20 protein-coding genes are annotated in these 24,482 nt (G+C 72.5%); 6 read left to right on the forward strand and 14 right to left on the reverse strand.

Features of this window, described 5'->3' with window-relative positions; translation table 11 throughout:
* Positions 1 to 140: 140 nt before the first annotated feature.
* Both HEK131_RS27350 and HEK131_RS27355 read right to left on the reverse strand, forming a co-directional pair.
* On the reverse strand, positions 141 to 2,597 hold the full coding sequence (locus HEK131_RS27350) for a protein kinase (protein ID WP_244337479.1): 2,457 nt from the start codon (positions 2,595 to 2,597) through the stop codon (positions 141 to 143).
* A gap of 162 nt (positions 2,598 to 2,759) precedes the next feature.
* Positions 2,760 to 4,769, reverse strand: coding sequence for a serine/threonine-protein kinase (locus tag HEK131_RS27355; protein ID WP_244337481.1), 2,010 nt, complete (start codon positions 4,767 to 4,769; stop codon positions 2,760 to 2,762).
* A gap of 171 nt (positions 4,770 to 4,940) precedes the next feature.
* Between HEK131_RS27355 and HEK131_RS27360 the strand changes: the two genes are divergently transcribed.
* A complete protein-coding gene (locus tag HEK131_RS27360) occupies positions 4,941 to 6,101 on the forward strand; it encodes a serine hydrolase domain-containing protein (RefSeq protein ID WP_244337483.1) in 1,161 nt (386 codons plus the stop codon).
* Positions 6,102 to 6,167: 66 nt separating this feature from the next.
* Here the strand turns inward: HEK131_RS27360 and HEK131_RS27365 are convergent, their stop codons facing one another.
* Positions 6,168 to 7,874: a glycerol-3-phosphate dehydrogenase/oxidase gene (locus HEK131_RS27365; RefSeq protein WP_161149928.1), complete on the reverse strand. Its 1,707-nt coding sequence runs from the start codon at positions 7,872 to 7,874 to the stop codon at positions 6,168 to 6,170.
* A gap of 294 nt (positions 7,875 to 8,168) precedes the next feature.
* On the opposite strand from HEK131_RS27365, the gene HEK131_RS27370 reads away from it, so the two are divergent.
* Complete coding sequence (locus HEK131_RS27370; RefSeq protein ID WP_217461899.1) at positions 8,169 to 9,377, forward strand: nucleotide sugar dehydrogenase; 1,209 nt, start codon at positions 8,169 to 8,171, stop codon at positions 9,375 to 9,377.
* 62 nt (positions 9,378 to 9,439) lie between these two features.
* Here the strand turns inward: HEK131_RS27370 and HEK131_RS27375 are convergent, their stop codons facing one another.
* From HEK131_RS27375 to HEK131_RS27390, 4 genes are all read right to left on the reverse strand, one after another.
* Complete coding sequence (locus tag HEK131_RS27375; RefSeq protein WP_161149926.1) at positions 9,440 to 10,564, reverse strand: GuaB3 family IMP dehydrogenase-related protein; 1,125 nt, start codon at positions 10,562 to 10,564, stop codon at positions 9,440 to 9,442.
* Between the two features lie 137 nt (positions 10,565 to 10,701).
* A complete protein-coding gene (gene guaB / locus HEK131_RS27380) occupies positions 10,702 to 12,210 on the reverse strand; it encodes an IMP dehydrogenase (protein WP_217461898.1) in 1,509 nt (502 codons plus the stop codon).
* Positions 12,211 to 12,457: 247 nt separating this feature from the next.
* Complete coding sequence (locus HEK131_RS27385) at positions 12,458 to 13,045, reverse strand: sigma-70 family RNA polymerase sigma factor (RefSeq protein ID WP_161149924.1); 588 nt, start codon at positions 13,043 to 13,045, stop codon at positions 12,458 to 12,460.
* A gap of 547 nt (positions 13,046 to 13,592) precedes the next feature.
* On the reverse strand, positions 13,593 to 14,204 hold the full coding sequence (locus tag HEK131_RS27390) for a response regulator transcription factor (protein WP_003948568.1): 612 nt from the start codon (positions 14,202 to 14,204) through the stop codon (positions 13,593 to 13,595).
* 381 nt (positions 14,205 to 14,585) lie between these two features.
* On the opposite strand from HEK131_RS27390, the gene HEK131_RS27395 reads away from it, so the two are divergent.
* A complete protein-coding gene (locus HEK131_RS27395; protein ID WP_217461897.1) occupies positions 14,586 to 14,909 on the forward strand; it encodes a WhiB family transcriptional regulator in 324 nt (107 codons plus the stop codon).
* Positions 14,910 to 15,090: 181 nt separating this feature from the next.
* Here HEK131_RS27395 and HEK131_RS27400 read toward each other — a convergent pair whose 3' ends face one another.
* Both HEK131_RS27400 and HEK131_RS27405 read right to left on the reverse strand, forming a co-directional pair.
* Positions 15,091 to 15,297 carry a hypothetical protein gene (locus HEK131_RS27400; RefSeq protein WP_244337485.1) on the reverse strand — a complete coding sequence of 69 codons (207 nt, stop codon included), beginning with the start codon at positions 15,295 to 15,297 and terminating at the stop codon, positions 15,091 to 15,093.
* Between the two features lie 151 nt (positions 15,298 to 15,448).
* Entirely contained in the window at positions 15,449 to 16,348 is a 900-nt protein-coding gene (locus tag HEK131_RS27405; RefSeq protein WP_217461895.1) for a LysR family transcriptional regulator, read from the reverse strand.
* Positions 16,349 to 16,428: 80 nt separating this feature from the next.
* Here HEK131_RS27405 and HEK131_RS27410 point away from each other — a divergent pair, with 80 nt between their 5' ends.
* Together HEK131_RS27410 and HEK131_RS27415 are read left to right on the forward strand one after the other, a co-directional pair.
* Entirely contained in the window at positions 16,429 to 17,097 is a 669-nt protein-coding gene (locus HEK131_RS27410; RefSeq protein ID WP_217461894.1) for an MOSC domain-containing protein, read from the forward strand.
* 53 nt (positions 17,098 to 17,150) lie between these two features.
* Positions 17,151 to 17,924: an SDR family NAD(P)-dependent oxidoreductase gene (locus HEK131_RS27415; RefSeq protein ID WP_217461893.1), complete on the forward strand. Its 774-nt coding sequence runs from the start codon at positions 17,151 to 17,153 to the stop codon at positions 17,922 to 17,924.
* A 99-nt stretch (positions 17,925 to 18,023) separates the two neighbouring features.
* Here HEK131_RS27415 and groL read toward each other — a convergent pair whose 3' ends face one another.
* The 4 genes from groL to HEK131_RS27435 form a co-directional block, all read right to left on the reverse strand.
* Positions 18,024 to 19,652 (reverse strand): chaperonin GroEL, encoded by a 1,629-nt coding sequence (gene groL, locus HEK131_RS27420; protein WP_217461892.1) that lies wholly within the window; start codon positions 19,650 to 19,652, stop codon positions 18,024 to 18,026.
* A 116-nt stretch (positions 19,653 to 19,768) separates the two neighbouring features.
* Positions 19,769 to 20,077 (reverse strand): co-chaperone GroES, encoded by a 309-nt coding sequence (gene groES / locus HEK131_RS27425; protein WP_135783711.1) that lies wholly within the window; start codon positions 20,075 to 20,077, stop codon positions 19,769 to 19,771.
* Between the two features lie 327 nt (positions 20,078 to 20,404).
* Entirely contained in the window at positions 20,405 to 21,199 is a 795-nt protein-coding gene (locus HEK131_RS27430) for a polysaccharide deacetylase family protein (protein WP_244337487.1), read from the reverse strand.
* Entirely contained in the window at positions 21,196 to 22,101 is a 906-nt protein-coding gene (locus HEK131_RS27435; protein WP_244337489.1) for a polysaccharide deacetylase family protein, read from the reverse strand. Before HEK131_RS27435 ends, HEK131_RS27430 begins: the two co-directional genes overlap by 4 nt.
* 90 nt (positions 22,102 to 22,191) lie before the next feature.
* Between HEK131_RS27435 and HEK131_RS27440 the strand changes: the two genes are divergently transcribed.
* Complete coding sequence (locus tag HEK131_RS27440) at positions 22,192 to 23,376, forward strand: class I SAM-dependent methyltransferase (RefSeq protein ID WP_432215678.1); 1,185 nt, start codon at positions 22,192 to 22,194, stop codon at positions 23,374 to 23,376.
* A gap of 25 nt (positions 23,377 to 23,401) precedes the next feature.
* Here the strand turns inward: HEK131_RS27440 and HEK131_RS27445 are convergent, their stop codons facing one another.
* Positions 23,402 to 24,430 carry a LacI family DNA-binding transcriptional regulator gene (locus HEK131_RS27445; protein ID WP_244337493.1) on the reverse strand — a complete coding sequence of 343 codons (1,029 nt, stop codon included), beginning with the start codon at positions 24,428 to 24,430 and terminating at the stop codon, positions 23,402 to 23,404.
* Between the last annotated feature and the right edge of the window lie 52 nt (positions 24,431 to 24,482).

Here is a 24,482-nt window from a genome sequence, read left to right on the forward strand (position 1 = left end):
GTCAGGGTCAGACTATGGACCGGTCCGGGCGCAGGGAACCGGCGGGGTCCCACGGAATCCGCACTGTGACTGTTGTCGCTTCCGCACAGCCCGGGGAACCGAACGCCCGCCTCCGCAACGGCTCCTGTCGGAGCGTCGCCTCAGCCGGTGTAGCGGTAGGTGGCCGTCGCCTGGTCGTAGAGCCGGGTGACCTCGTCGCGCTCCGCCTCCGGGCCGCGGACCTGCACGACGTGGTACCGCCCGTTCAGCAGCATCGCCATGTTGCGTACGAACAGGTCGCGGCCCTGCGCGTCGGTCCAGGTGAACTGCCCCTCGGCCATGGTCCGTCCGCCCACCTCGATGGTGCGCAGACCCGACGCGGTGGCCCAACTGGAGTCGCGGTACGGCTGCAACTCCCGCTCCTTGTCCCGCTGGTAGACCATCGGGTCGCTGCCGTAGGTCGCGGTGCTGTCCCGTCCGGGCACGACGACCAGTTCGAAGTTCTGGTGGGAATAGACGACTTGCCCGCTTCCGTTGCGCGGCGCGTGGTTCCAGCCCTTGGCCACGGCCACCTTGAAGCCGGCCGGGTCGGTGCGCAGGGTGAACCCGTCCGCCGCCGCCCCGCCACCGGTCTGGGTCTCGGTGGCGGGCGAGGAAGCGGTCGGGCCGTCGTCCGGGGTGCTCTGCCCGCCCGACGGCTGCTGTTCACGGGAGGGCGCGGGGCTCGCCGGTCCCGCCGCTCCGGCACGGCCGCCCTCCTCGCCCTGCTTGGGCATGAACATCACCGCGTAGGCGACGGCTCCGGCCAGCAGCAGGAAGACGAGCAGCAGCAGCACCCGGCCGAGGCTGCGCGGCGAACCGCCGCCGGCCTCCTGCCGGGCCCGCTTGTGCCGGGCGTGCGGGTGCGGCACGGGCGCCTTGTTCCGGCGCCGCCACCGGGCCAGCTCGCCGCGCCGCCGCACTATCGGCAGCCGGGTCGGGTCGGCGGGCGGCACCGGCACCACATGGGCACCGGCGTCCGGCTCGGGCGCGGAGCGCACCAGCGAGCGCAGCCAGCCGCTCAGCTCCTCGAAGTCCAGCCGCTCGGTGGGGTCCTGGCGCAGCAGCGACTCCACGACCGGGCGCAGCGGACCGCACTCCTCGGCGTAGGCGGGCGGCTCCGCGCACACCAGCTGCACCAACTCGGCGGTGGACTCCTCCGGGTAGGGCGCGTGCCCCTGCACGGCACGGAAGAGCAACGCGCCGAGCGCCCACAGGTCGGTGGCGGGCCCCACGGGCGCGGCCAACTGCCAGTTCTCGTGCACGGGACCGGCCTGCTCGGGCGCCCACCGCTCGGTCACCGGCCCCACGACGGTCATCCGCATGTGCCGCGCCCGCTCGGCAGCGATCGCGGTACCGGGCCCGCGCCGCGCCCCGGCGGCCTCCGGCTCGTCCCACCCGGACACGCCCGGACCACCGCTCTGCGCGGGCAGCGCGGGCCGGGGCGGAGCGGGCACACCCGGCTGGGCCGGGTTCAACGGGTAGGGCGGGCCGCCGGCCGCGGGGTCCGCCTGGACGGGGGTGCCGGGGCGGGGTACGGCGCCGTGCCAGGGCCGCCCGGCCACCCCGTACGGGTCGGCCACGGAACCGGGCGGCGTGCCGCCCTCCGCTGCGATCTCGCCCTCGGCGGCCGTACGGGCGCCGGGCAGGGCGGTACGGCCGTCCTGCTGCGTCTCCTGCACACGGGCCGCGGCCCGGGCACCGGCGCGGTACGCGGCGATGGCCCCGGCACGGGCGGCCCGGATGTCGTCCCCGCTCTCCGGCGTCCGCGGCAGGACCGGGGCGGCGGGAGCGGGGTCGCCGTTCGAGGCGGGTCCGGGCAGTCGGCCGGCGACCCGTGCCTGTATCGCGGCACGCCGTGCGGCCTCGGGGTCCGGGTCGGCGGCCGCGGCGGCCGGACGGGTAGCCGCGCTCCCGGCCGGGAGCCGCCGGTCCGGCGCGGGCGGCTCCTCCGGCTCGTCCTGGGCCGGGACCGGGTCGTACCCGCACAGCGCCTCTTCCGCCGCGCCGACCGCGAGGCCGGTCAGCATGACCCGGCCGTCGTCGCAGACCAGGACCGTGCGGGCGGTGATGTTGCGGTGCGTCCAGCCGTGCGCGTGCAGCACGCGCAGCGCCATCACCACGTCGGCCGCGACCTCGGCGGCCCGGTACGGGGACAGCGGGCGCTCGGCGAGCAGCGCGGACAGCGGGCGCGCGGACACCGCCTCGCTGACGATCCACAGCGAACCGGCCTCGGCGAACACGTCGAAGACCTGGTCCAGACGCGGATGGTCCGGTATCCGGGCGGCCGCCTGCGCGGCCTCCACGGCGCGCCGGACGGCCGGGTCCTTCGGCGAACGGGTGGCGCTGCGGCCCGCCGGGGAACGGCGGCCGCGCTCACGCGCGGTGAACCCCTCGGGCAGTCCCTCGGCGTCGATCACCTCGGCCTCGACGACCTCGGGCAACGGCACCTGACGGACCAGCACCTCCTGCCCGCTGTAGGTGTCGAAGGCGTACGTCTCGGTGAGTTCGTACTCGTCGGAGGGCGGGAGCGGCAGGCGGTAGCGGTCTGCGAGAACTCGGCCCGCGTAGTCGTCCACGTCTGCCACCCCCCTGCCGTTTCCGGTCGTCGGCGATCGTTCGCCGCCCGTCACGCGTCACACCCGGCTGCGTACGGTTCTCAACCATTCACGATACGTGCCGGAGGCAACCCGCACCGAGGGGATGACCGATTCCAGGCTCCCAACCCGGGCTCGTTCAGGTCACGACTTGGGCTCGAAGGACGTCGTGAGCGTCTTCCAGGTGTCCTCGCGCAGCGAGTCGTCCCACCCGGCGCTCCTGGCGGTGTACATCAGCGCGTGCCCGAGGTGGTCGTTGACCACGAAACCCCGGTCGATCGAGCGGTACTTGGTGCCGCCGTCCACGTAGGTGAACTCCCAGTCGGCCGTGTTCCAGCCCCGGTAGTCCACCTTCTCTATGCGGATGCGGTCGTACTGGGAGCGGACCATGTACCGCTCCTGGTTCTCCCAGTCCCTCACCGGGTCGCTCTTGGGCGTGCTGGTCCAGCCGACGAGCAACTTCTGTCCTTCGGGGCCGGTGTAGCGGTCGCCGGCGGCGCTCGTCGACACGTACTTCCAGCCCTTGGGCAGCCCGATCGAGTAGCCCTGGGAGCTCTTGCGCGTCGTGACGGCGGGCGCGCTGCCGGAGCCCTTGTCCCCGGAGGAACCGGACGAGCCGGACGAGCCGGAGTCGTCGTCCGAATCGCCGCTGCCGCCCTTGCCGTCGGAGTCGTCGGCGGTGCCCGCGCCGCCGCTCGCCTCGCCGGAGCGGGAGCCGTCGGTGGCGGTCGCGGCATTGGAGCCGTCCGGGCTCGTCCCGCCGGAGCCGCCGTCCTTGCCCGTGTCCCGCTTGGCGGAGGCACCGGCGCTGGGCGCGGCCTTGGCGCCGCCCTTGTCGTCGTCGCCGCCGAGCGTGAGGGCGAGGACGGTACCGAGCACCAGTACGGCCAGGGCGACGACCACCGCGATGACCACCAGCGTGCGCTTGGGCACCACGTCGGTGAGCGACGCCTTCGGCGCGGGCCTGCGCGCGAGATCCAGGTCCGGCGACGGCATCACGGGCCAGCTCGAACTTGGCTTGTTCGCGCTGGAGTTCGGCGTGTCGGAACTGCCGCGGCCACCGGCGCCCGTCGACGCGCCCGCGCTCTGGGAGCGCGCGTCCGTCGATGCCCCGGAGCCGCTCTTCGGCCGTGCGGCAGCGGCGGCCGCCGACGCGCCGGCCGCCTTGCGGACCGAGCGCAGGGCGCCGCGCACCTTGTCCCCGGCATCCTCGCCCCGCTTGCCCTCGGGGGAGTCGGGCTGCGCCGGGATCGGCACGACCCGCGTGGCGTCCAGGGGTTCCGGTTCGGAGGCGTGGATGACCTTGTTGAGCATGGCCCGCGCGCCCGCGTCGTCGAGCCGCTGCGCGGGCTCCTTGGTGAGCAGGCCCCGGATGACCTCGCCCAGCGGACCCGCGTTCTTGGGCTCCTCCAGGTTCTCGGTCATCACGGCGGTCAGGGTGGCGATGGCCGACCCCTTGTCGTACGGCGGCACGCCCTCGACCGACGCGTACAGCAGACCGCCCAGCGACCACAGGTCGGCGGCCGGACCGGGCTTGTGCCCTCGGGCCCGCTCGGGGGAGATGTAGGAGGGGGCGCCCACGAGCATGCCGGTGGAGGTGATGGACGGGTCGCCCTCGACCTGGGCGATACCGAAGTCGGTGAGCACCACCCGGCCGTCGTCCGCGATCAGCACGTTGGACGGCTTCACGTCGCGGTGCAGGATGCCCTCGCGGTGCGCGGAACGCAGCACGTCCAGCACGGCGAGCCCGACCTCGGCGGCCCGACGGGGCGTCAGGACGCCGTCCTCACGGATGACCTCGGCCAGGGACTTGCCCTCGACCAGCTCCATGACGATCCACGGGCGGTCGTCCTCGTCGACCACGTCGAAGACCGTCACCGCGCTGTTGTTGCGGATCCGGGCGATCGCCTTGGCCTCGCGCAGCGTGCGCGTGATCAGGCGCCGCTTCTCCTCCTCGTCGATGTTCGACGGGAACCGCAGCTCCTTGACGGCCACCGTCCGGCCCAGGGTCTCGTCCTCGGCACGCCAGACCGTGCCCATGCCACCCCGGCCCAGCACGTCCCCCAGCCGGTACCGCCCGGCGAGAAGACGACGCTCGTTCTTGCCCTGACGAGTCTCCTGACGGGATGTCCCCGCCCGCTCCGCCTCCGACATGCGTCCCCTCATGCAACCCGCCCTGACAGAGCCTTCATTGTCCCTCACGCGACAACCGGCCGACGCCCAGGGGGCCCTTCCGGGCGCACCCCGTCCGCGGTGTCGGCGGACCCGCTGAACCAGATGTTCCAGTTGCCGGGATGATGGGCCCCGACACGGAAGGAGCCAGGGATGCCGACCCTTCGGACAGTCCTGTCCATACCGGTTCTCGTGGCTCTGCTGCTCACCCCCTCGGCCCCTGGCGCGGCCCCCGTCGTCAGGTTCTCGGACACTGTGCTTCCGCTGCTGGTCAGCGAGGGTGGAGCCCCTGCCGCGGCCCTGCTCGCGCAGGACCGTCATGGCACACGCCGCGCATGGCGCTACGCGGACGCGGGCCGGGGCATCGCCCGTGCCGACCATTTCCGCGCCGGGAGCATCACCAAGACCTTCGTGGCGACCGTCGTGCTGCAACTCGCCGCGGAACACCGGCTTTCCCTGTCCGACACCGTCGAACAGCACCTCCCCGGTCTCCTGCCCCGACTCCGCGCCGGGACACGGCACACCGGCGAGGAATCCGGCCGCGTCACCCCGGCCCGGCCGGACCGGCCGCCTCACGGGCCTCCCGCGTCGCACCCGCCCGCCGCGCCTCGCGTCGACGGCACCCGCATCACCCTGCGCGACCTGCTCACCCACACCAGCGGCATCGCCGACTTCGCCGGGGCCACCCGGGGCACCGTGCCCCTGACCCCGCGCCAGGCCGTCCGGCTCGCCCTCGCCCTCCCTCCCGGCCGCCCTGGCCGCCACGCGTACTCCAGCACCAACTACGTCCTGCTCGGCATGGTCGTCCGTCAGGTCACCGGCCGCTCCTACGCCGCCGAGGCGCAGCGCAGGATCATCGCCCCGCTCGGCCTGACGGGCACCTCCTTCCCCGGCTCACGCCGCTCCCTGCCCGCACCGCACGGCCGGGCCTACACCGCCGACGGCTCCGACGTCACCGAACTCGACCCCCGCGTGGCCGGGGCGGCCGGCGAGCTGGTGACCACGCTCGACGACCTGGACCGCTTCTACGCGGCCCTGCTGAGCGGCGCCCTGCTCCCCTCGCGATGGCAGCGCGAGATGCTGGATACGCGGGCCGCACACGGCGCGTACGGCATGGGCCTCTACCCGGAACGGCTTCCGTGCGGGCTCACCGTCTGGGGACACAACGGACGGATCGCGGGAAGCTATGTGCGCACCGCGGCCACCGCCGACGGCGGCCGGGTCCTCACCTTCCGGGTGAACACGGACGCGAAGACGGACCCCCGGCTCGAACGGGCCCTGCTCGCAGCCGAGTTCTGCCCCCGCACCTGGTAGAACGACCGGGCCGGGAACGGAGATCCCGGACCCGGCCACTCGTCCGAGTGAAGCTCGGCCTCGCCCCTACAGCGGCACGATGTCCGGCGCCCCCAGCCGGGCGGCGTCCGCCGTGAGGTCGTCGGGCTGACGCTGGGACTCGCGCTCGGCCTCGACCCGCTTCTCGTAGTGCTCGACCTCGCGGGCGATCTGGTCCTCGTCCCACCCGAGCACCGGTGCCATCAGCTCGGCGGCCTCGCGGGCGCTGCGGGTGCCCCGGTCGAAGGTCTCGATGGAGATGCGGGTGCGGCGGGTGAGGACGTCGTCCAGGTGGCGGGCGCCCTCGTGCGAGGCGGCATAGACGATCTCCGCGCGCAGATAGTCGTCGGCGTGCCGCAGGGGTTCGCCCAGGGAGGGGTCGGCGGCTATGAGGTCGAGCAGTTGCTCGGCCAGCGAGCCGTACCGGTTCAGCAGGTGCTCCACCCGGGCCACGTGCAGTCCGCTGCGGTCGGCGATGCGCTCGCGGGCGTTCCACATCGCCGGGTAGCCCTCGGCGCCGAGCAGCGGGATCTCCTCGGTGACCGAGTCGGCCACGCGCCGGTCCAGACCGTGCACCGCCGCGTCCACGGCGTCCTCGGCCATCACCCGGTACGTCGTGTACTTGCCGCCCGCGACGACCACCAGGCCCGGCACCGGATGGGCCACGGTGTGCTCGCGGGAGAGCTTGCTGGTGGCCTCGGACTCGCCGGCCAGCAGCGGCCTGAGGCCCGCGTAGACCCCCTCGACGTCGTCGCGGGTGAGCGGCACCGCGAGGACCGAGTTGACGCGCTCCAGCAGGTAGTCGATGTCGGCGCTGGACGCGGCCGGGTGGGCCTTGTCGAGGTCCCACTCGGTGTCGGTGGTGCCGACGATCCAGTGCCGGCCCCAGGGGATGACGAAGAGGACGGACTTCTCGGTGCGCAGGATCAGACCGGTGCTGGAGTGGATGCGGTCCTTGGGCACGACCAGGTGGATGCCCTTGGACGCCTTGACGTGGAACTGGCCGCGCTCCCCCACCAGCGCCTGGGTGTCGTCGGTCCACACCCCGGTGGCGTTGACGACCTGGCGGGCGCGGATCTCGTACTCCCCGCCGCCCTCCACGTCCTCCACCCGGACCCCGACGACCCGCTCGCCCTCGCGCAGGAAGCCGGTCACGCGGGCGCGGTTGGCCACCTTCGCGCCGTAGGACGCCGCCGTGCGGACCAGGGTCGCCACGAAGCGGGCGTCGTCCACCTCGGCGTCGTAGTACTGGAGGGCGCCGACCAGGGCGTCCTTGCGCAGGCAGGGGGCCACGCGCAGGGCGCGGGTGCGGCTGAGGTGGCGGTGCGTGGGCAGGCCCCTGCCGTGGCCGCGGGCCATGGACATCGCGTCGTAGAGCGCGACGCCCGTGCCCGCGTACAGCCGCTCCCAGCCCCGGTGCTGGAGGGGGTAGAGGAACGGGACCGGTTTGACCAGGTGCGGAGCCAGGCGCTCCAGCAGGAGGCCGCGCTCCTTCAGGGCCTCGCGCACGAGGGGGAAGTCGAGCATCTCCAGATAGCGCAGACCGCCGTGTATCAGCTTGCTGGACCGACTGGAGGTGCCGGACGCCCAGTCACGCGCCTCGATCAGACCGGTGGACAGGCCACGGGTGGCCGCGTCGAGCGCGGTGCCCGCGCCCACGATGCCGCCGCCGATCACGAGCACGTCCAGTTCGCGCTCGGCCATCTCCGCCAGTGCCTCGGCGCGCCGCGCCGGGTCTAGGGTCGCTGTCCTCACCGCTGCCTCCCGCTCTCGCAAACCCGCTGGCCGGGCCGCACCCGGTGGGCGCGGTCCCTTCGTCCCCTCCTCATGCCCAGAACCACATGCTCAAAAGTGTGGCGGTGCCGACCGGCTTCGGCCACCACGGGCTCCCAGCCTGTGGAAAACCCGCGCGTATCATCCCGAAGACACACGAACACAATCACACATAACGGTCATATTTGTACCTAGTCTGACTGTGCGCTCGCTCGTGCGGTCCACAGGGCTTGCGCACCATTCCCACTTCGGCTATCGGGAAGGACGGCCCACGCCATGCCCGCAGATCTCGCCGTCATCGGACTCGGTCCCTACGGCCTGCCGCTGGCCCAGGCCGCCGTCGCCGCAGGCATCCCCACCATCGGGTACGCCACCGGCCCCGAGGCGGGGTCGCTCAGCCCCGCCGAGCTGCGCCGGATGCGCTCCACCGGCTTCCGGCTCAGCACCGACCCGGCCCAGCTCGGCCGGGTCCGCACCGCCGTCATCTGCGCGCCCACCCCGCGCGGCGCCGACGGCGAACTCGACCTCGGCCAGGTCGAGGCGGCCGCCCGCACCCTGGCCGAGCGGCTGCGCCCGCACACCACGGTCATCCTGGAGTCGCCCGTCCTGCCCGGCACCACCGAGGAGCTCCTGCGCCCGATCCTGGAGCGGGGTTCGGGACTGCGCGCCGGACGCGACTTCCACCTCGCCTACTCCCCCAGCCGGGCCGACCCCGGCAGCCGCGACCACCCCCAGGCCCACACCCCCAGGGTCATCGGCGGCCTCACCCCGGCCTGCACCGAATCGGCCGCCGCGTTCTACGGCCGGCTCACCGACAAGGTGGTCCGCGCGCGCGGACTCCGCGAGGCGGAGGCGGTACGGCTGCTGGAGACCAACTTCCGGCACGTCAACATCGCGCTCGTCAACGAGATGGCCGTCGTCTGCCACGAACTGGGCGTCGACCTGTGGGACGTGATCCGCTGCGCGGAGACCAAGCCGTCCGGCTTCCAGGCGTTCCGGCCGGGACCCGGCGTCGGCGGCCACGGCGTGCCGCAGGACCTCACCGGCCACGCGAGCCGGGGTCTGCGCATGGTGGAGCTGGCCCAGCAGGTCAACGAGCGCATGCCGCATTACGTCGTCCAGCGCGCCGCCGCCCTCCTCAACGAACACGGCAAGTCCGCCCGGGGCGCCCGCGTACTGCTCCTCGGCGTCACCTACAAGGCCGACCTCGCCGACCAGCAGGGCACCCCCGCCCACGAGATCGCCGTCCGCCTGATGGAACTCGGCGCCTCCATCAGCTACCACGACCCCCACATCCCCGCCTGGCACGTCCTGGACCGCCCGGTCCCCCGTGCCGACTCCCTCTACGAAGCCGCGGCCGCCGCCGACCTCACCCTCCTCCTCCAGCCCCACCGCACCTACGACCTCCAGGGCCTCTCGGTGAAGGCCCAGCTCCTGCTGGACACCCGGGGAGTGACCCCGACGGGCGCGGCACACCGCCTCTGAGCACACGAAAGGGCCCGGTCACCCCCGTGGTGACCGGGCCCTTTCCGCTCGAGAAGAGGAGATCAGCGGCGGTGCTGGCTGTCCGCGACCGTCACCTCGACGCGCTGGAACTCCTTCAGCTCGCTGTAGCCGGTGGTGGCCATGGCGCGGCGCAGGGCGCCGAAGAAGTTCATGGAGCCGTCGGGGGTGCGGGAGGGGCCGGTGAGGACCTCCTCCAGGGTGCCGACGGTGCCGAGGTCGACCTTCTGGCCGCGCGGCAGCTCCTCGTTGACCGCCTCCATGCCCCAGTGGTGGCCCTTGCCGGGCGCGTCCGTGGCACGGGCGAGCGGGGAGCCCATCATGACCGCGTCGGCACCGCAGGCGATCGCCTTGGGCAGGTCGCCGGACCAGCCGACACCGCCGTCCGCGATCACGTGCACGTACCGGCCGCCGGACTCGTCCATGTAGTCGCGGCGGGCGGCGGCCACGTCGGCGACCGCGGTCGCCATCGGGACCTGGATGCCCAGCACGTTGCGCGTGGTGTGCGCGGCGCCGCCGCCGAAGCCGACCAGCACGCCGGCCGCGCCGGTGCGCATCAGGTGCAGGGCGGCGGTGTACGTGGCGCAGCCGCCGACGATCACCGGGACGTCCAGCTCGTAGATGAACTGCTTGAGGTTCAGCGGCTCGTGCGAGGAGGAGACGTGCTCCGCCGAGACCGTGGTGCCGCGGATGACGAAGATGTCCACGCCCGCGTCCACGACCGCCTTGGAGAACTCGGCGGTGCGCTGCGGGGAGAGCGCGGCCGCCGTGACGACACCGGCGTCGCGCACCTCCTTGATGCGCTGGCCGATCAGCTCCTCCTTGACGGGAGCCGCGTAGATCTCCTGGAGGCGGCGGGTGGCCAGCTCGGCGGGCAGCTCGGCGATCTCGTCCAGCAGCGGCTGCGGGTCCTCGTGCCGGGTCCACAGGCCCTCGAGGTTGAGGACACCCAGACCGCCCAGCTCACCGATGCGGATCGCGGTGGCCGGGGAGACGACCGAGTCCATGGGAGCGGCCAGGAACGGCAGCTCGAAACGGTAGGCGTCGATCTGCCAGGCGATCGAGACCTCCTTCGGGTCCCGCGTACGGCGGCTGGGGACGACGGCGATGTCGTCGAAGGCGTACGCCCGGCGGCCGCGCTTGCCGCGCCCGATCTCGATCTCAGTCACGTCATGCCTTTCCCTGATGTTTACAGCGTCTTCCAGTATCGCCGACCGGGCAGGCGATGGCCGTCCCCGGCGACGAGGAGGGCGGTCCCGGATACCCCGGAACCGCCCTCGTCACGAACCGCACACGTGCGCGTGCGTCACTTCTTGTTGCTGTAGTTCGGCGCCTCGACCGTCATCTGGATGTCGTGCGGGTGGCTCTCCTTGAGACCCGCCGAGGTGATCCGGACGAACCGGCCGTTGTCCTGCAGCTCCGGGACGGTGCGGCCGCCGACGTAGAACATCGACTGGCGCAGACCGCCGACGAGCTGGTGCACCACGGAGGACAGCGGGCCGCGGTAGGGCACCTGGCCCTCGATGCCCTCGGGGATCAGCGCCTCGTCGGAGGCGACGCCCTCCTGGAAGTAGCGGTCCTTGGAGAACGAACGGCGGTCGCCACGCGTCTGCATCGCGCCCAGCGAGCCCATGCCCCGGTAGGACTTGAACTGCTTGCCGTTGATGAAGAGCAGCTCGCCCGGCGACTCCTCGCAGCCCGCGAGCAGCGAGCCGAGCATCACCGTGTCGGCACCCGCGACGAGCGCCTTGGCGATGTCGCCGGAGTACTGCAGGCCACCGTCGCCGATGACCGGGACACCGGCCTCCTTGGCGGCGAGCGCGGCCTCGTAGATCGCGGTGACCTGCGGGACACCCACACCGGCGACCACACGCGTGGTGCAGATCGAGCCGGGGCCGACGCCGACCTTGATGCCGTCCGCGCCCGCGTCCACCAGCGCCTTGGCGCCGTCGCGGGTGGCGATGTTGCCGCCGATGACGTCGATGCCGGAGGAGTTGGACTTGATCTTGGCGATCATGTCGCCGACCAGGCGGGAGTGACCGTGCGCGGTGTCCACGACGATGAAGTCGGCGCCCGCCTCGATCAGCGCCTGGGCGCGCTCGAAGGAGTCACCGGCCACGCCGACCGCCGCGCCGACGAGCAGCCGGCCCTCGGCGTCCTTGGCCGCGTTCGGGTACTGCTCGGCCTTGACGAAGTCCTTGACCGTGATCAGACCCTTGAGCACACCGCGGTCGTCGACCAGCGGCAGCTTCTCGATCTTGTGCTTGCGCAGCAGCTCCATGGCCTCCGGGCCGGAGATGCCGACCTTGCCGGTGACCAGCGGCATCGGCGTCATGACCTCGTGCACCCGCCGGGTGCGGTCGTTCTCGAAGGCCATGTCGCGGTTGGTGACGATGCCCAGCAGCCGCTTGTCGGGGTCGGTCACCGGCACGCCGCTGATGCGGAACTTGGCGCACAGCGCGTCGGCCTCGGCGAGCGTGGCCTCCGGGTGGATGGTGATCGGGTCGGTGACCATGCCCGACTCCGACCGCTTCACCAGGTCGACCTGGTTGGCCTGGTCCTCGATGGACAGGTTGCGGTGCAGCACGCCCACGCCGCCCTGACGGGCCATGGCGATCGCCATGCGGGACTCGGTCACCTTGTCCATGGCCGCGGACAGCAGCGGGATGTTGACCCGCACGTTCCGGGAGACGTACGAGGCGGTGTCGATCTCGTCGGGCGCCATGTCCGACGCGCCCGGCAGCAGCAGCACGTCGTCGTAGGTCAGCCCGAGTGTCTGGAATTTACCGGGCACTCCGTCGACGTTGGCAGTCATGACACCTTCCCCAAATGGCCTTGATCGGTGCGGATGTCCATGCTAACGGGAAGCGTCGTGAGCAAATTCCACGCTACGGGGGCGCTTCAGGCTTCGTATGTTCGTACGGATCCGGCGGCGCGCACGTTCACGCACGACTCGGCGCGGAGCCGGTGCCGGGGCCTTCTCGGGCTTCTCACCGGCTCGTTCACGCCAAGGCGGATCCGTCGCCGTCACGCCGGGGCGCACCTCGGCGGGCGGTCAGGGGCTACTGCTCGGCCAGGGCGCGCAGGCGGCTCAGCGCGCGATGCTGGGCCACTCGCACCGCTCCTGGTGACATTCCCAACATCTGCCCTGTCTCCTCCGCGGTCAAGCCCACGGCGATACGGAGCAGCAGCAGTTCGCGCTGGTTCTCGGGGAGGTTGGCCAGCAGCTTCTTCGCCCAGGCGGCGTCGGAGCTGAGCAGGGCGCGCTCCTCGGGGCCGAGGGAGTCGTCGGGGCGCTCCGGCATCTCGTCCGAGGGGACGGCCGTCGAGCCGGGGTGGCGCATCGCGGCGCGCTGGAGGTCGGCCACCTTGTGCGAGGCGATGGCGAAGACGAACGCCTCGAAGGGGCGGCCGGTGTCGCGGTAGCGCGGCAGGGCGAGCAGCACCGCCACGCAGACCTCCTGGGCGAGGTCCTCCACGAAGTGGCGGGCGTCGCCGGGCAGCCGCGACAGGCGGGTGCGGCAGTAGCGCAGCGCGAGGGGGTGCACGTGTGCGAGCAGGTCGTGCGTGGCCTGCTCGTCCCCGTCGACGGCACGGTGCACCAGGGCGCCGATGGGCCCGGGGGCCGTGCCCGCCTCGTCGTCGCGCATCGGTCCATGGTGCCTTGCGGCCGTCCGGTCCGTCGCATCACGTTCGTGGTTATGCACCGAAGCGTTATGAGCAGGTGCGCCGGCACTCATCTCCTGCGCCCTCCCCTTCCGCTGGTTTTCCGCTCGCTCGACTCGTCCCCGAGAGACTCCACACCTCAAGGATGCGGCATCCCCGCCGAAACAAGCAGCACGCACCCGGAGAGCGGGTCCCGCGCACGGTGGCCACGGAGGGGAATCCCCCCTTCCGGACGGCCGTCGAGCCGGGTCGGACGTGCCCGTGAGCACACGGTTCCGCGACGTCGTCGCCGACCGGCGGACCCACGGGGTCCGGACAGCGGGTGCCGCCCGCGCCAGGGACGGCTCCGGCCGGGAACCGCCCGCGCGCGGCGCGTACGGCATCCGGCGCCGAGGCCGGCCGACCGCTCCCACGGCGGGTGCCGCCGGCGACCGAAACCGCCGCCGGACCCGACCGGCCGCACCCGCGCACACCCTCCACCACCCGCCGAGGACGATCCCGCCCAGGCCGGACGCAGCGGCTGCGCATGACCTACCGGACCAGTCCCCAGCGGAAGCCGAGTGCCACCGCGTGGGCGCGGTCGGAGGCACCGAGCTTCTTGAACAGGCGCCGGGCGTGGGTCTTGACGGTGTCCTCGGAGAGGAACAGCTCTCGACCGATCTCGGCGTTGGAACGGCCGTGGCTCATGCCCTCGAGCACCTGGATCTCGCGCGCGGTGAGCGTGGGCGCGGCGCCCATCTCGGCCGAGCGGAGCCGACGCGGGGCCAGTCGCCAGGTGGGGTCGGCGAGGGCCTGCGTCACGGTCGCCCGCAACTCCGCGCGGGAGGCGTCCTTGTGCAGGTAGCCCCGCGCGCCCGCGGCCACCGCGAGAGCGACGCCGTCGAGGTCCTCGGCGACGGTGAGCATGATGATGCGCGCGCCCGGATCGGCGGACAGCAGACGGCGCACGGTCTCGACGCCGCCCAGGCCGGGCATGCGTACGTCCATCAGAATGAGGTCGGAGCGGTCGGCGCCCCAGCGGCGGAGGACTTCCTCGCCGTTGGCAGCCGTCGTCACGCGCTCGACGCCGGGCACGGTCGCAACCGCGCGGCGAAGCGCCTCTCGGGCAAGCGGGGAGTCGTCGCAGACGAGGACGGAAGTCATGACCGCCCTCCGCAGCAAATGCGCGTCACCTTGAGCCTCCAGGCTGGTACGGAATCGTCACCTGTGCGGTCGACCGTCTCGGACGCCTGCCCGAGCACTTGTGTTTTCAACCGCCTCCGCACTCTCAACGACGGTCACCCGAAAGAGTTACGGGTCGGCGTACTGACTTCGGCACTCTACGTGAGGGCTCCGACACGGTGCAGACATGCTCGACGGACCCACGGCTTTTCATCACAACCCGTGCCCCATTTAGCCGTTTTTGGTCCCATTTCTCGGTGTCTGAGGCTAGATTCGCAATGAGTCATATTTTCATCTCCTTAGACCGGAGATGTACGGTCGAAGGCACAGTATCCGCCCAGAACGGCTACAAGGGGTCACGTAATGGCAGATTTCTCCCGCCTTCCCGGACCGAACGCGGACCTGTGGGACTGGCAGTTGCTGGCAGCCTGCCGAGGGGTGGACAGCTCGCTCTTCTTCCACCCGGAGGGCGAGCGCGGTGCGGCGCGGAGTGCACGTGAGAACTCGGCCAAGGAGGTCTGCATGCGGTGCCCGGTCCGAGCGCAGTGCGCGGCACACGCGTTGGCGGTGCGCGAGCCGTACGGCGTGTGGGGCGGGCTGACCGAGGACGAGCGCGAAGAGCTGATGGGCCGGGCACGCAACCGCCTGGTGTCCACCACCAGCGGGGGCCACGGCTCCCACGCCTGAAGGAACGTTTCTGCATCCACCAGGGCACGCACCCGCGTGCCCCTGAGCCGTGCCTGGCCGGACTTGGCCGGGCCGGCCCTCCGGGCCCCCCGCGTCCGAGTCGGCGGAACCCCCGCCCACGGTGGGCGGGGGTTCTGTACGCCGTCGCGCGAGCGCGGCGAGGTGCCAGGGGTCCGCGCGGTCAGGTGATCGCCGGTGTGGTCCCGCCGGGCAGCGCGCAGGCTTCGCCCGCGTAGGGGCGTGAAACGATCTGCCCGCCGGCGGCCACGCAGTCGTCTCTGGAGATGTTCGGAGACGAGGCGGCCCCGGCGCTGACAGCGCCGACAGCGCTCACGCCGGCAAAGGCTGCCGTGGCCAGGACGAGGGCCAGGATTCTGCGCACACGCATGACTTCCTCCTCCTCTCAGGCGCCCTCGTGGCCTTCGGGAAGGACGGATCTCGAAACGACGGCGCCCTCTTGTCTCAGCATGGGGGCTCCGTATGAGGCCCGCGAGGGGAGGCGGCGCGACGCGAACCCGGCCTGGTCGACGAGGCAGGCCCTAAGGCCGCGAGGCCGCTTTGCCGAGCTGCTCCAACGTCGCCGCGACCGCCGGGACCTGGGCCAGGTCGGGCAGGGTGAGGGCGACGATCTCCCGCCGGACCGCGGGCTCCAGCCGGACCACGCGCACTCCCCTGGCCCGTACCGACTCCACCGCCAACTGGGGCAGTACGGCCACGCCCAGGCCGGCGCCGACCAGGCCGACCACGGCCGGGTAGTCGTCGGTGGCGAAGTCGATGCGGGGGGTGAAGCCGGCACCCTCGCAGACCTGGACGAGCTGGCCACGGCAGCGCGGGCAGCCCGCGATCCAGGGTTCCCCGGCCAGCTCCCCGATGGCGACGGCGTCAGCGCCCGCGAGCCGGTGCCGCTCGGGGACCAGCGCGACGAGACGGTCCGTCAGCAGGCGGCGTATCACCAGGTCGTCCCACTCCTCGGTGGCGGCCGCGCCCTCGTAGCGGAAGGCGAGGGCCAGGTCGCAGTCGCCCTCGCGCAGCAGCTCCACGGACCTCGGCGGTTCGGCCTCCTCCAGGGAGACCCGGGTGCCGGGGTGGGCGGCGCGCAGGGCGGCGAGGGCGGTGGGGACCAGGGTGGAGGAACCGCTGGGGAAGGACACCAGCCGGACCCGGCCCGCGCGCAGGCCCGCGATGGCGGCGACCTCCTCCTCCGCGGCGGTGAGCCCGGCGAGGATGCCGGAGGCGTGCCGGACCAGGGCCTCGCCGGCCTGGGTCAGCCGCATCTCACGCCCGCCCCGGACCAGCAGCGGGGTGCCGACGGAGGCTTCGAGCGCCTTCATCTGCTGGCTGACGGCGGGCTGGGTGCAGCCCAGGTCGCGCCCCGCCGCCGAGAAGGAACCGGTGGCGGCGACGGCGCGCAGGACGCGGAGATGGCGGGCCTCGATCACCCTTCGAGCATAAGCCGTACTTGGGCCCGGGTCCCGATATCGCGTCGACGCTTTGGGAACCGGTCACGTACCGTGCGCGCATGAAGCTTCTCTCCGTCAATCTGGGGCGACCCCGCGCGGTGCCGTACACCGACCAGGCCGAGGGGCTGACGGGCATCGACAAGCGGCCCGTCGAGGGCCCGGTGCGGGTGGCGGCGCCGGGGGCGAAGGGGGTCGGCGGCAGCGGGCTGGCCGGGGACGCGGTGTGCGAGCTGCGCCATCACGGCGGGGACGACCAGGCGGTGTACGCGTTCGCGCGCGAGGACCTCGACGAGTGGGGGCGCGAGCTGGGCCGGTCGCTGGCCAACGGCTGTTTCGGGGAGAACCTGACCACCGAGGGGCTCGACGTCTCCGGCGCGCTGATCGGCGAGCGCTGGCGGATCGGCTCCGGGGTGGTGCTCGAGGTGACGGCGGGGCGGATCCCGTGCCGGACGTTCCAGGGCCATATGGCCGAGCGGGGCTGGGTGAAGAGGTTCACCCGGAAGGGCGCCACGGGTGCCTACCTGCGGGTGATCGAGCCGGGCGAGATACGGGCGGGCGACGCGGTGGAGATCGTGCGCCGGCCGGACCACGGGATCACGGCGGCGACGCAGTTCCGCGCGGTGACCACCGAGCGCGAGCTGCTGCCCTCGCTGCTCGCGGCGGGCGACGCCCTGCACGCCGAAACGCTGGCCGCCGTACACAAGTACCTGGAGCGCCAGGCCCGCTGAACAACCGTCACGACGGGCCGGAAGCCCCCGGTCCGGGTCACTACTCTTGGGCCATGACAACGGCTCTGATTACGGGATCGACCGCGGGGATCGGCGCCGCGTTCGCGCGGCGGCTGGCGGCGGACGGGCACGACCTGGTGCTGGTGGCGCGCGACACGGCGCGGCTGCGGGAGCAGGCGACCGAGTTGCACGACCGGCACGGCATCGAGGCGGAGGTGCTGACCGCCGACCTCGCCGAGGACAAGGGCATCGAGACGGTGGCCGAGCGGCTCGGCGACCGCCGCAACCCGGTCGACCTGCTGGTCAACAACGCCGGTTTCGGCAACAAGGGCCGCTATCTGGACGTCTCCATGGCCGACGAGCTGCGGATGATCAAGGTGCACTGCGAGGCGGTGCTCCGGCTGACCTCGGCGGCGGCGGAGGCGATGCGGGAGCGGGGGCGCGGCGGGGTGGTGAACGTCGCCTCGGTGGCGGCCTTCGTCCCGCGCGGTACGTACGGCGCCTCGAAGGCGTGGGTCGTGCAGTTCACCCAGGGCGCGGCGAAGGACCTGGCGGGCAGCGGGGTCCGGCTGATGGCCCTGTGCCCCGGCTTCGTGCGCACCGAGTTCCACGAGCGGGCCGGGATGGGTACGGACAACATCCCCGGCTGGATGTGGCTCGACGCCGACAAGCTGGTCGCCGAGGCGCTGACCGACCTCTCCCGCGGCAAGACGGTCTCCATCCCCGACCCCCGCTACAAGGCCCTCATGGGCCTGGCCAAGGTGGCCCCGCGCGGCCTGCTGGGCGGGATCAGCGCGCGCACGGGGCGCAAGTACGGGCCGCGCTGACGGGGGTGGGCCCGGAGTCGGGAGACCGCTGACACAGCACTTCGCCCCGCCAGGAGAACCCTGGCGGGGCGAAGTCGCTGGCCCCAGAGGGCTGTTGCCTTAGTGCGAGTGGCCGTGGCTGTGGCCGTGGCCCGCGTCGGCCGGCTCCTCTTCCTTCTTCTCGACGACCAGGGTCTCGGTCGTCAGGAGGAGGGAGGCGATGGAGGCGGCGTTCTCCAGCGCGGAGCGGGTGACCTTGACCGGGTCGATGACGCCGGCCTTGACCAGGTCGCCGTACTCGCCGGTGGCGGCGTTGTAGCCGTGGCCCTTCTCCAGGTCCTTGACCTTGGAGACGATGACGTAGCCCTCCTGGCCGGCGTTCTCGCCGATCCAGCGCAGCGGCTCGACGACCGCGTTGCGGACGACGGTCACACCGGTGGCCTCGTCGCCGGTCTTGCCGAGACCGTCCTGCAGCACCTTGGCCGCGTGGACCAGGGCGGAGCCACCACCGGAGACGATGCCCTCCTCGACCGCGGCGCGGGTCGCGGAGATGGCGTCCTCCAGACGGTGCTTCTTCTCCTTCAGCTCCACCTCGGTGGCGGCGCCGACCTTGATCACGCACACGCCGCCGGCCAGCTTGGCGAGGCGCTCCTGGAGCTTCTCGCGGTCCCAGTCGGAGTCGGTGTTCTCGATCTCGGCCTTGATCTGCGCGACGCGGCCCTGCACGTCGGCGGAGTTGCCGCCGCCGTCGACGATGGTGGTGTCGTCCTTGGTGACGGTCACGCGGCGGGCGGAACCGAGCACGTCCAGGCCGGCCTGGTCGAGCTTGAGGCCGACCTCCTCGGAGATGACGGTGGCGCCGGTGAGGACGGCCATGTCCTGGAGCATCGCCTTGCGGCGGTCGCCGAAGCCGGGGGCCTTCACCGCGACGGCGTTGAAGGTGCCGCGGATCTTGTTGACCACCAGGGTCGACAGGGCCTCGCCCTCGACGTCCTCGGCGATGATCAGCAGCGGCCGGGAGGCGTTGGTCTGGATGATCTTCTCGAGCAGCGGGAGCAGCTCGGTGATCGAGGAGATCTTGCCCTGGTTGATCAGGATGTACGGGTCGTCGAGGACGGCCTCCATACGCTCCTGGTCGGTGACGAAGTACGGGGACAGGTAGCCCTTGTCGAAGGCCATGCCCTCGGTGAAGTCCAGCTCCAGACCGAAGGTGTTGGACTCCTCGACGGTGATGACACCGTCCTTGCCGACCTTGTCCATGGCCTCGGCGATCAGCTCGCCGACCTGCTGGTCCTGGGCGGACAGCGCGGCGACGGCGGCGATGTCGGACTTCTCGTCGATCGGGCGGGCCGAGGCGAGCAGGTCCTCGGAGATCGCCTTGACCGCGGCATCGATGCCCTTCTTCAGGGCGGCCGGGGAAGCACCGGCGGCGACGTTCTTCAGGCCCTCGCGGACCAGCGCCTGGGCCAGCACGGTGGCGGTGGTGGTGCCGTCACCCGCGATGTCGTTGGTCTTGGTCGCCACCTCCTTCACGAGCTGGGCGCCGAGGTTCTCGAACGGGTCCTCGATCTCCACCTCACGGGCGATCGTGACACCGTCGTTGGTGATGGTCGGGGCGCCGAACTTCTTGTCGATGACGACGTTGCGACCGCGGGGGCCGATCGTCACCTTCACCGTGTCGGCCAGCTTGTTGACGCCGCGCTCAAGGGCGCGACGGGCGTCCTCGTCGAACTTCAGTGTCTTCGCCATGACAGCGGGAGCCCTCTCGGAAAATCTGGGTGGATGTGCCTGCGCCCCCGGCCGCCCGGCTCTTTACGGTCGCGGGAACCAGGGGCGCAGTGGTGAAGCAGATGCTTCGGGGTGAACTACTTCTCGATGACCGCGAGGACGTCGCGGGCCGAGAGGACGAGGTACTCGTCGCCGTTGTACTTCACCTCGGTGCCGCCGTACTTGCTGTACAGCACGATGTCGCCGACCTTGACGTCGAGCGGCAGGCGCTCGCCGTTCTCGAAGCGGCCCGGACCGACGGCGAGGACGGCGCCCTCCTGGGGCTTCTCCTTCGCGGTGTCCGGGATGACCAGGCCCGAGGCCGTGGTCTGCTCGGCGTCCAGCGGCTGGACCACGATGCGGTCCTCGAGCGGCTTGATGGCAACCTTGGAGCTGGCGGTCGTCACGATCCGACCTCCCCCTTCGGAGAATTCACGGGGTTGACTGTCTGAGGTGGCGACCAGGTGGATCCGTCGTCGCGGGTGCCGGACCTGCCCGTCGCTTTGTTGGCACTCTCATGTGCCGAGTGCCAGTGCCGAGACTATGACCGGGGTTAGCACTCGGTCAAGCGGAGTGCCAATTGCCGTGCGGCGCGTCGGCGTACGGGGCCGGCTGGAGTTGCCTTCACCGTGCCGTTGGTCCGCTCACCCCCAGGGGGCTGCCGCCCCCGGACCCCCGCTTCGGCCCTGGACGGGCCTCGTCCTCAAGCGCCGGACGGGCTGGATTGGCTGGGCCTACAGGTAGTCCCTCAGGTTTCCCACCGTCAGGCCCCTGCCCTGGGCCTCTCTCAGCACGCGCGCCGTGCGCCCGGTGAGGCCGTCCTCGTCGTCCGGGGTGACGCGGATGATGGTGCCGGGGGCCAGGCGGTCGGGGTCGTCGGCACCGGTCCCGCGGACGAAGGTGGTGATGCCGCAGTCGGCGGCCGCGCGCAGGGTGGTGGCGTCGTACGCGTCCGCGCGCGGGCGCAGCAGCCGGGGGCGGCTGCCCGTGCGGGCGGCGAGGCGGTCCTGGCGGGCGCACAGTTCGGCGCGCTGACGGGCGCGGGGCAGGCCGGGCAGGGCCGGGTGGCGCGGGAGGCGGCCGCCGACGGTGACGCCCGCCGCGCGGAGCCGGGCGGCGCGGCCGGGGCCCAGGGTGTCGGGGGCCGTGAAGACGGTGACCGGCAGGCGCAGTTCGCCGACCAGCGCGGTCAGGCTCCGGTCATGTACGGCCGCGTCGTCGTAGGTGAGGAAGACGACCCGGTCGGTGGTGGCGACGCGGTCCACCACACCGGCCAGGCTCAGTGTGCGGGTGGCGAGGGGGCGGGCCGCGTGGCGGGGCGGGGCGGCGAGGGGGGCGGCCAGGCCCCAGCGGCGGTATGCGCGTTCGGGGGCCGGGGCCGAGCGGCGTACGCCCTCCGCCGCCTTCTTGCCGAGGCGTTCGATGGGGTCGACCGACTGGGCGCAGCCGGTGAGCAGCAGGAGGGCCGAGACGAGCGCGACGGCCCGCGCCGCACGGCTGCCGCCGCCCGGCCGCGCCCGGCGCCTCACAGGTAGTCCTCCAGGCGTGCCACGGCGTATCCCTCGCGGGTGACCTTGTCGAGGAAGCGGCGCATGTCGTCGACCATCGTGCCGTCCCACTCGTCGGTGCCCCGGAAGTGGGTGAGGACGATGTCGCCGCGTCTGAGCCTCTTGTCGTCCTCGCGGTACTCCCAGTGGTCGACGAAGACCTCTTCGTTCCAGATGGGCGCGTACTTGATGCCGCAGGACTTGGCGGCGCGCAGGGTGTCCTGGTTGTAGTCGCCGTAGGGCGGGCGCAGGACCTCGGGGCGCTTGCCGTACTGCTTCTCCATGATGTCCTGCATGCCGCAGATCTCGTCCCGCTGCTGCTCGTAGGAGAGGCCGGGCAGGTAGGGGTGGGTCAGGGTGTGGTTGTCGACGGTGTTCCCGTACGACTGCATCTTGCGGAAGTAGCCGTAGTCGTCCTTCACCAGGTAGTTGCTGAGGAAGGCGGTGTACGGGATCTTCAGCTCCCGCATCATCGAGAGGAACCGGGGGTCTTTCTCGGCGCCGTCGTCGATCGTGAGGAAGACGATCTTCTTGTCGGTGGGGACGGTGGTGAAGACCGGGGGCAGGTTCTCGTCCTCCTGGTGGTCCACCTCGAAGCCCTCGCGGGCGGTGATCCTCGGCTTGACCTTGGGCGGGGCCGGGGCCGTGAGCGGGACCTGGTCGAGCCGCCACTTGCGGGCCGCTGCCACCATGCGCCGCTGCTCCGCGAGGCGGGCCGATGTGGCGTCAGGGGCGTCGGCGGGGCCTTGCCGGCCCGCGGGGGCGGAGCCGGAGCCCGAGCAGCCGGTGAGGGCCGCGGCGGTGGCCAGGGCGGCGACCGAGCAGCGGACGGCCAGGGACCGGGAGCGTGCCCGGAGTTTGTCATTTTGTCCTACATGTCGCATGGTGCCGGATCCTGGCAGGCACCGGCCCCGATCCCGGCCCGACACCGCCGCCGGAGGCGCACGGTCCACCGACTGGCCCACAATGAGCCGGTGAACGACCAGCTCTCCGCCCTCCAGGGATTCCACGCGCTGCGCACCGACGAGGGCCAAGCCCTCCTCGACGAGGTGCGCGGCACCGCACCGGCCGACGAACTCGCCGTCGCCACCCGGCTGCGCCGCACCCACCCGGCCGGCCTGGTGTCGGCCGCGCTCGGCCAGGCCCGGCTGCGCCAGCGGGCGGCCGCCAAGTTCGGGGCGGAGGACGCGGAGCGGATGTTCTTCACGCCGAACGGGGTCGAGCAGTCGACACGGGCGAGCGTGGCGGCGTACCGCGCGGAGCGGATGCGGACGCTCGGCATCACCTCGGTCGCCGACCTGTGCTGCGGGATCGGCGGCGACGCGCTCGCGCTGGCCCGCGCCGGAATCCGGGTGCTCGCCGTGGACCGGGACCCGCTGACGGCGGCCGTGGCGCGGGCCAACGCCGAGGTACTGGGGCTGGCCGAGCTGATCGAGGTGCGCGAGGCCGACGTCACCGAGGTCGACACCGCCGGGTACGACGCGGTGTTCGTGGACCCCGCCCGGCGCGGCGGACGCGGCCGGATCTTCGACCCGGAGGCGTACTCACCGCCCCTGTCCTGGGCCGTGGCCACCGCGCTCGCCGCGCCCCGCGCCGCCCTGAAGATCGCGCCCGGCATCCCGCACGAGGCGGTGCCCGCCGAGGCCGAGGCCGAGTGGATCTCGGACGGCGGCGACGTGAAGGAGGCCGTGCTGTGGTTCGGCACCGGCATCCCCGGCGGTGTCCGCGCCACCCTGCTGCCGGGCCCGCGCGGCCTCCAGGGCCGGGGCCTGCCCGACCCGGCGGTCCGCCCGCCCGGCCGGTACCTCTACGAGCCGGACGGCGCCGTGATCCGCGCCCACTTGGTCGCGGAGGTCGCCGAGGAGCTGGACGGCGGCCTGCTGGACGAGACGATCGCCTACATCACCGCCGACGAGCTGCGCCCCACCCCGTACGCCTCCGCCTACGAGATCACCGACCGGATGCCGTTCAACGTCAAGAAGCTCAAGGCGCTGCTGCGGGAGCGGCAGGTGGGCAACCTGACCGTGAAGAAGCGCGGCTCGGCGGTCGAGCCGGAGGAACTGCGCCGCAAGGTCAAGCCGCAGGGACCGAACTCGGCGACGGTGTTCATGACCCGCGTGGCGGGCGCTCCGACCATGCTGATCGGGCACCCGGCGTAGGCCCTTCGAAAGTTTCGAGCGGCCCTCACCCGGCCGGGGCCGCCGTGCTCGACCGCACCACCAGGCTGGTCGCCAGCTCCAGCCGCGTGGCCGTCCGCTCACGGTCCTGGCGCCCCAGCTCCAGCACCAGCCGGGCCGCCGCCTCGGCCATCTCGGTCAGCGGCTGGCGCACGGTGGTCAGCGGCGGCCCCACCCAGCGGGCGACGGGCAGGTCGTCGAAGCCGACGATGCTCAGGTCCTCGGGTACGCGCAGCCCCAGCTCGCGGGCGGCCTCGTACAGCCCCAGCGCCTGGAGGTCGTTGCCCGCGAAGACGGCCGTGGGCCGGTCCGGGCGGCCGAGCAGCTCCAGGCCCAGGCGGTGGCCGGACTCGTGGTGGAAGTCGCCCTCCCTGATCAGCGCCGGGTCGGCGGGCAGCCCGGCGGTCTCCAGCGCCGCCCGGTAGCCGTCGAGGCGGGCGCGGGCGCACATCATCCGGGACGGGCCGCTGATGGCACCGATCCGGGTGTGGCCGAGGTCGACCAGATGCCGGGTGGCGGCCAGACCGCCCTGCCAGTTGGTGGCGCCGACCGAGGGGACGTCGGCCCCCGGGTCGCCCGCCGGGTCCATCACCACGAAGGGCACGGACCGGCTGGTCAGCAGGGCCCGCTGGGACTCGTCGAGCCCGGACAGCACCAGGATCACCCCGTGCGGCCGGCGACCGGCCACCTGGTCGGCCCAGGTCCGGCCCGGCGTGAGGCGTCCGGCGCTCTCGGAGAGCACCACGCTCAGCCCCGCGTCGCGGGCCACGTTCTCCACGCCCCGGATGACCTCCATCGCCCAGGCGCTCTCCAGCTCGTGGAAGACCAGGTCGATCAGCGGCGAGCGGGTGACCTCGGCCCGCCTGCGGCGGTAGCCGTGGACGCGCAGCAGCTCCTCGACACGGGTACGGGTGGCCGCCGCCACGTCGGCCCTCCCGTTGAGCACCTTCGAAACAGTCGGAGCCGACACCCCGGCCTCCCGGGCGATCTCGGCGAGCGTGGCGCTGCGCGGTACTGCGGTCTTCGACGGCTTCATGGCCGAGATCGTAGCTCTGCGCGAGGTCTTGACGAACCCTCAGGATGGCCAT

The sequence above is a fragment of the Streptomyces seoulensis genome (assembly GCF_022846655.1).
Taxonomy (GTDB): domain Bacteria; phylum Actinomycetota; class Actinomycetes; order Streptomycetales; family Streptomycetaceae; genus Streptomyces.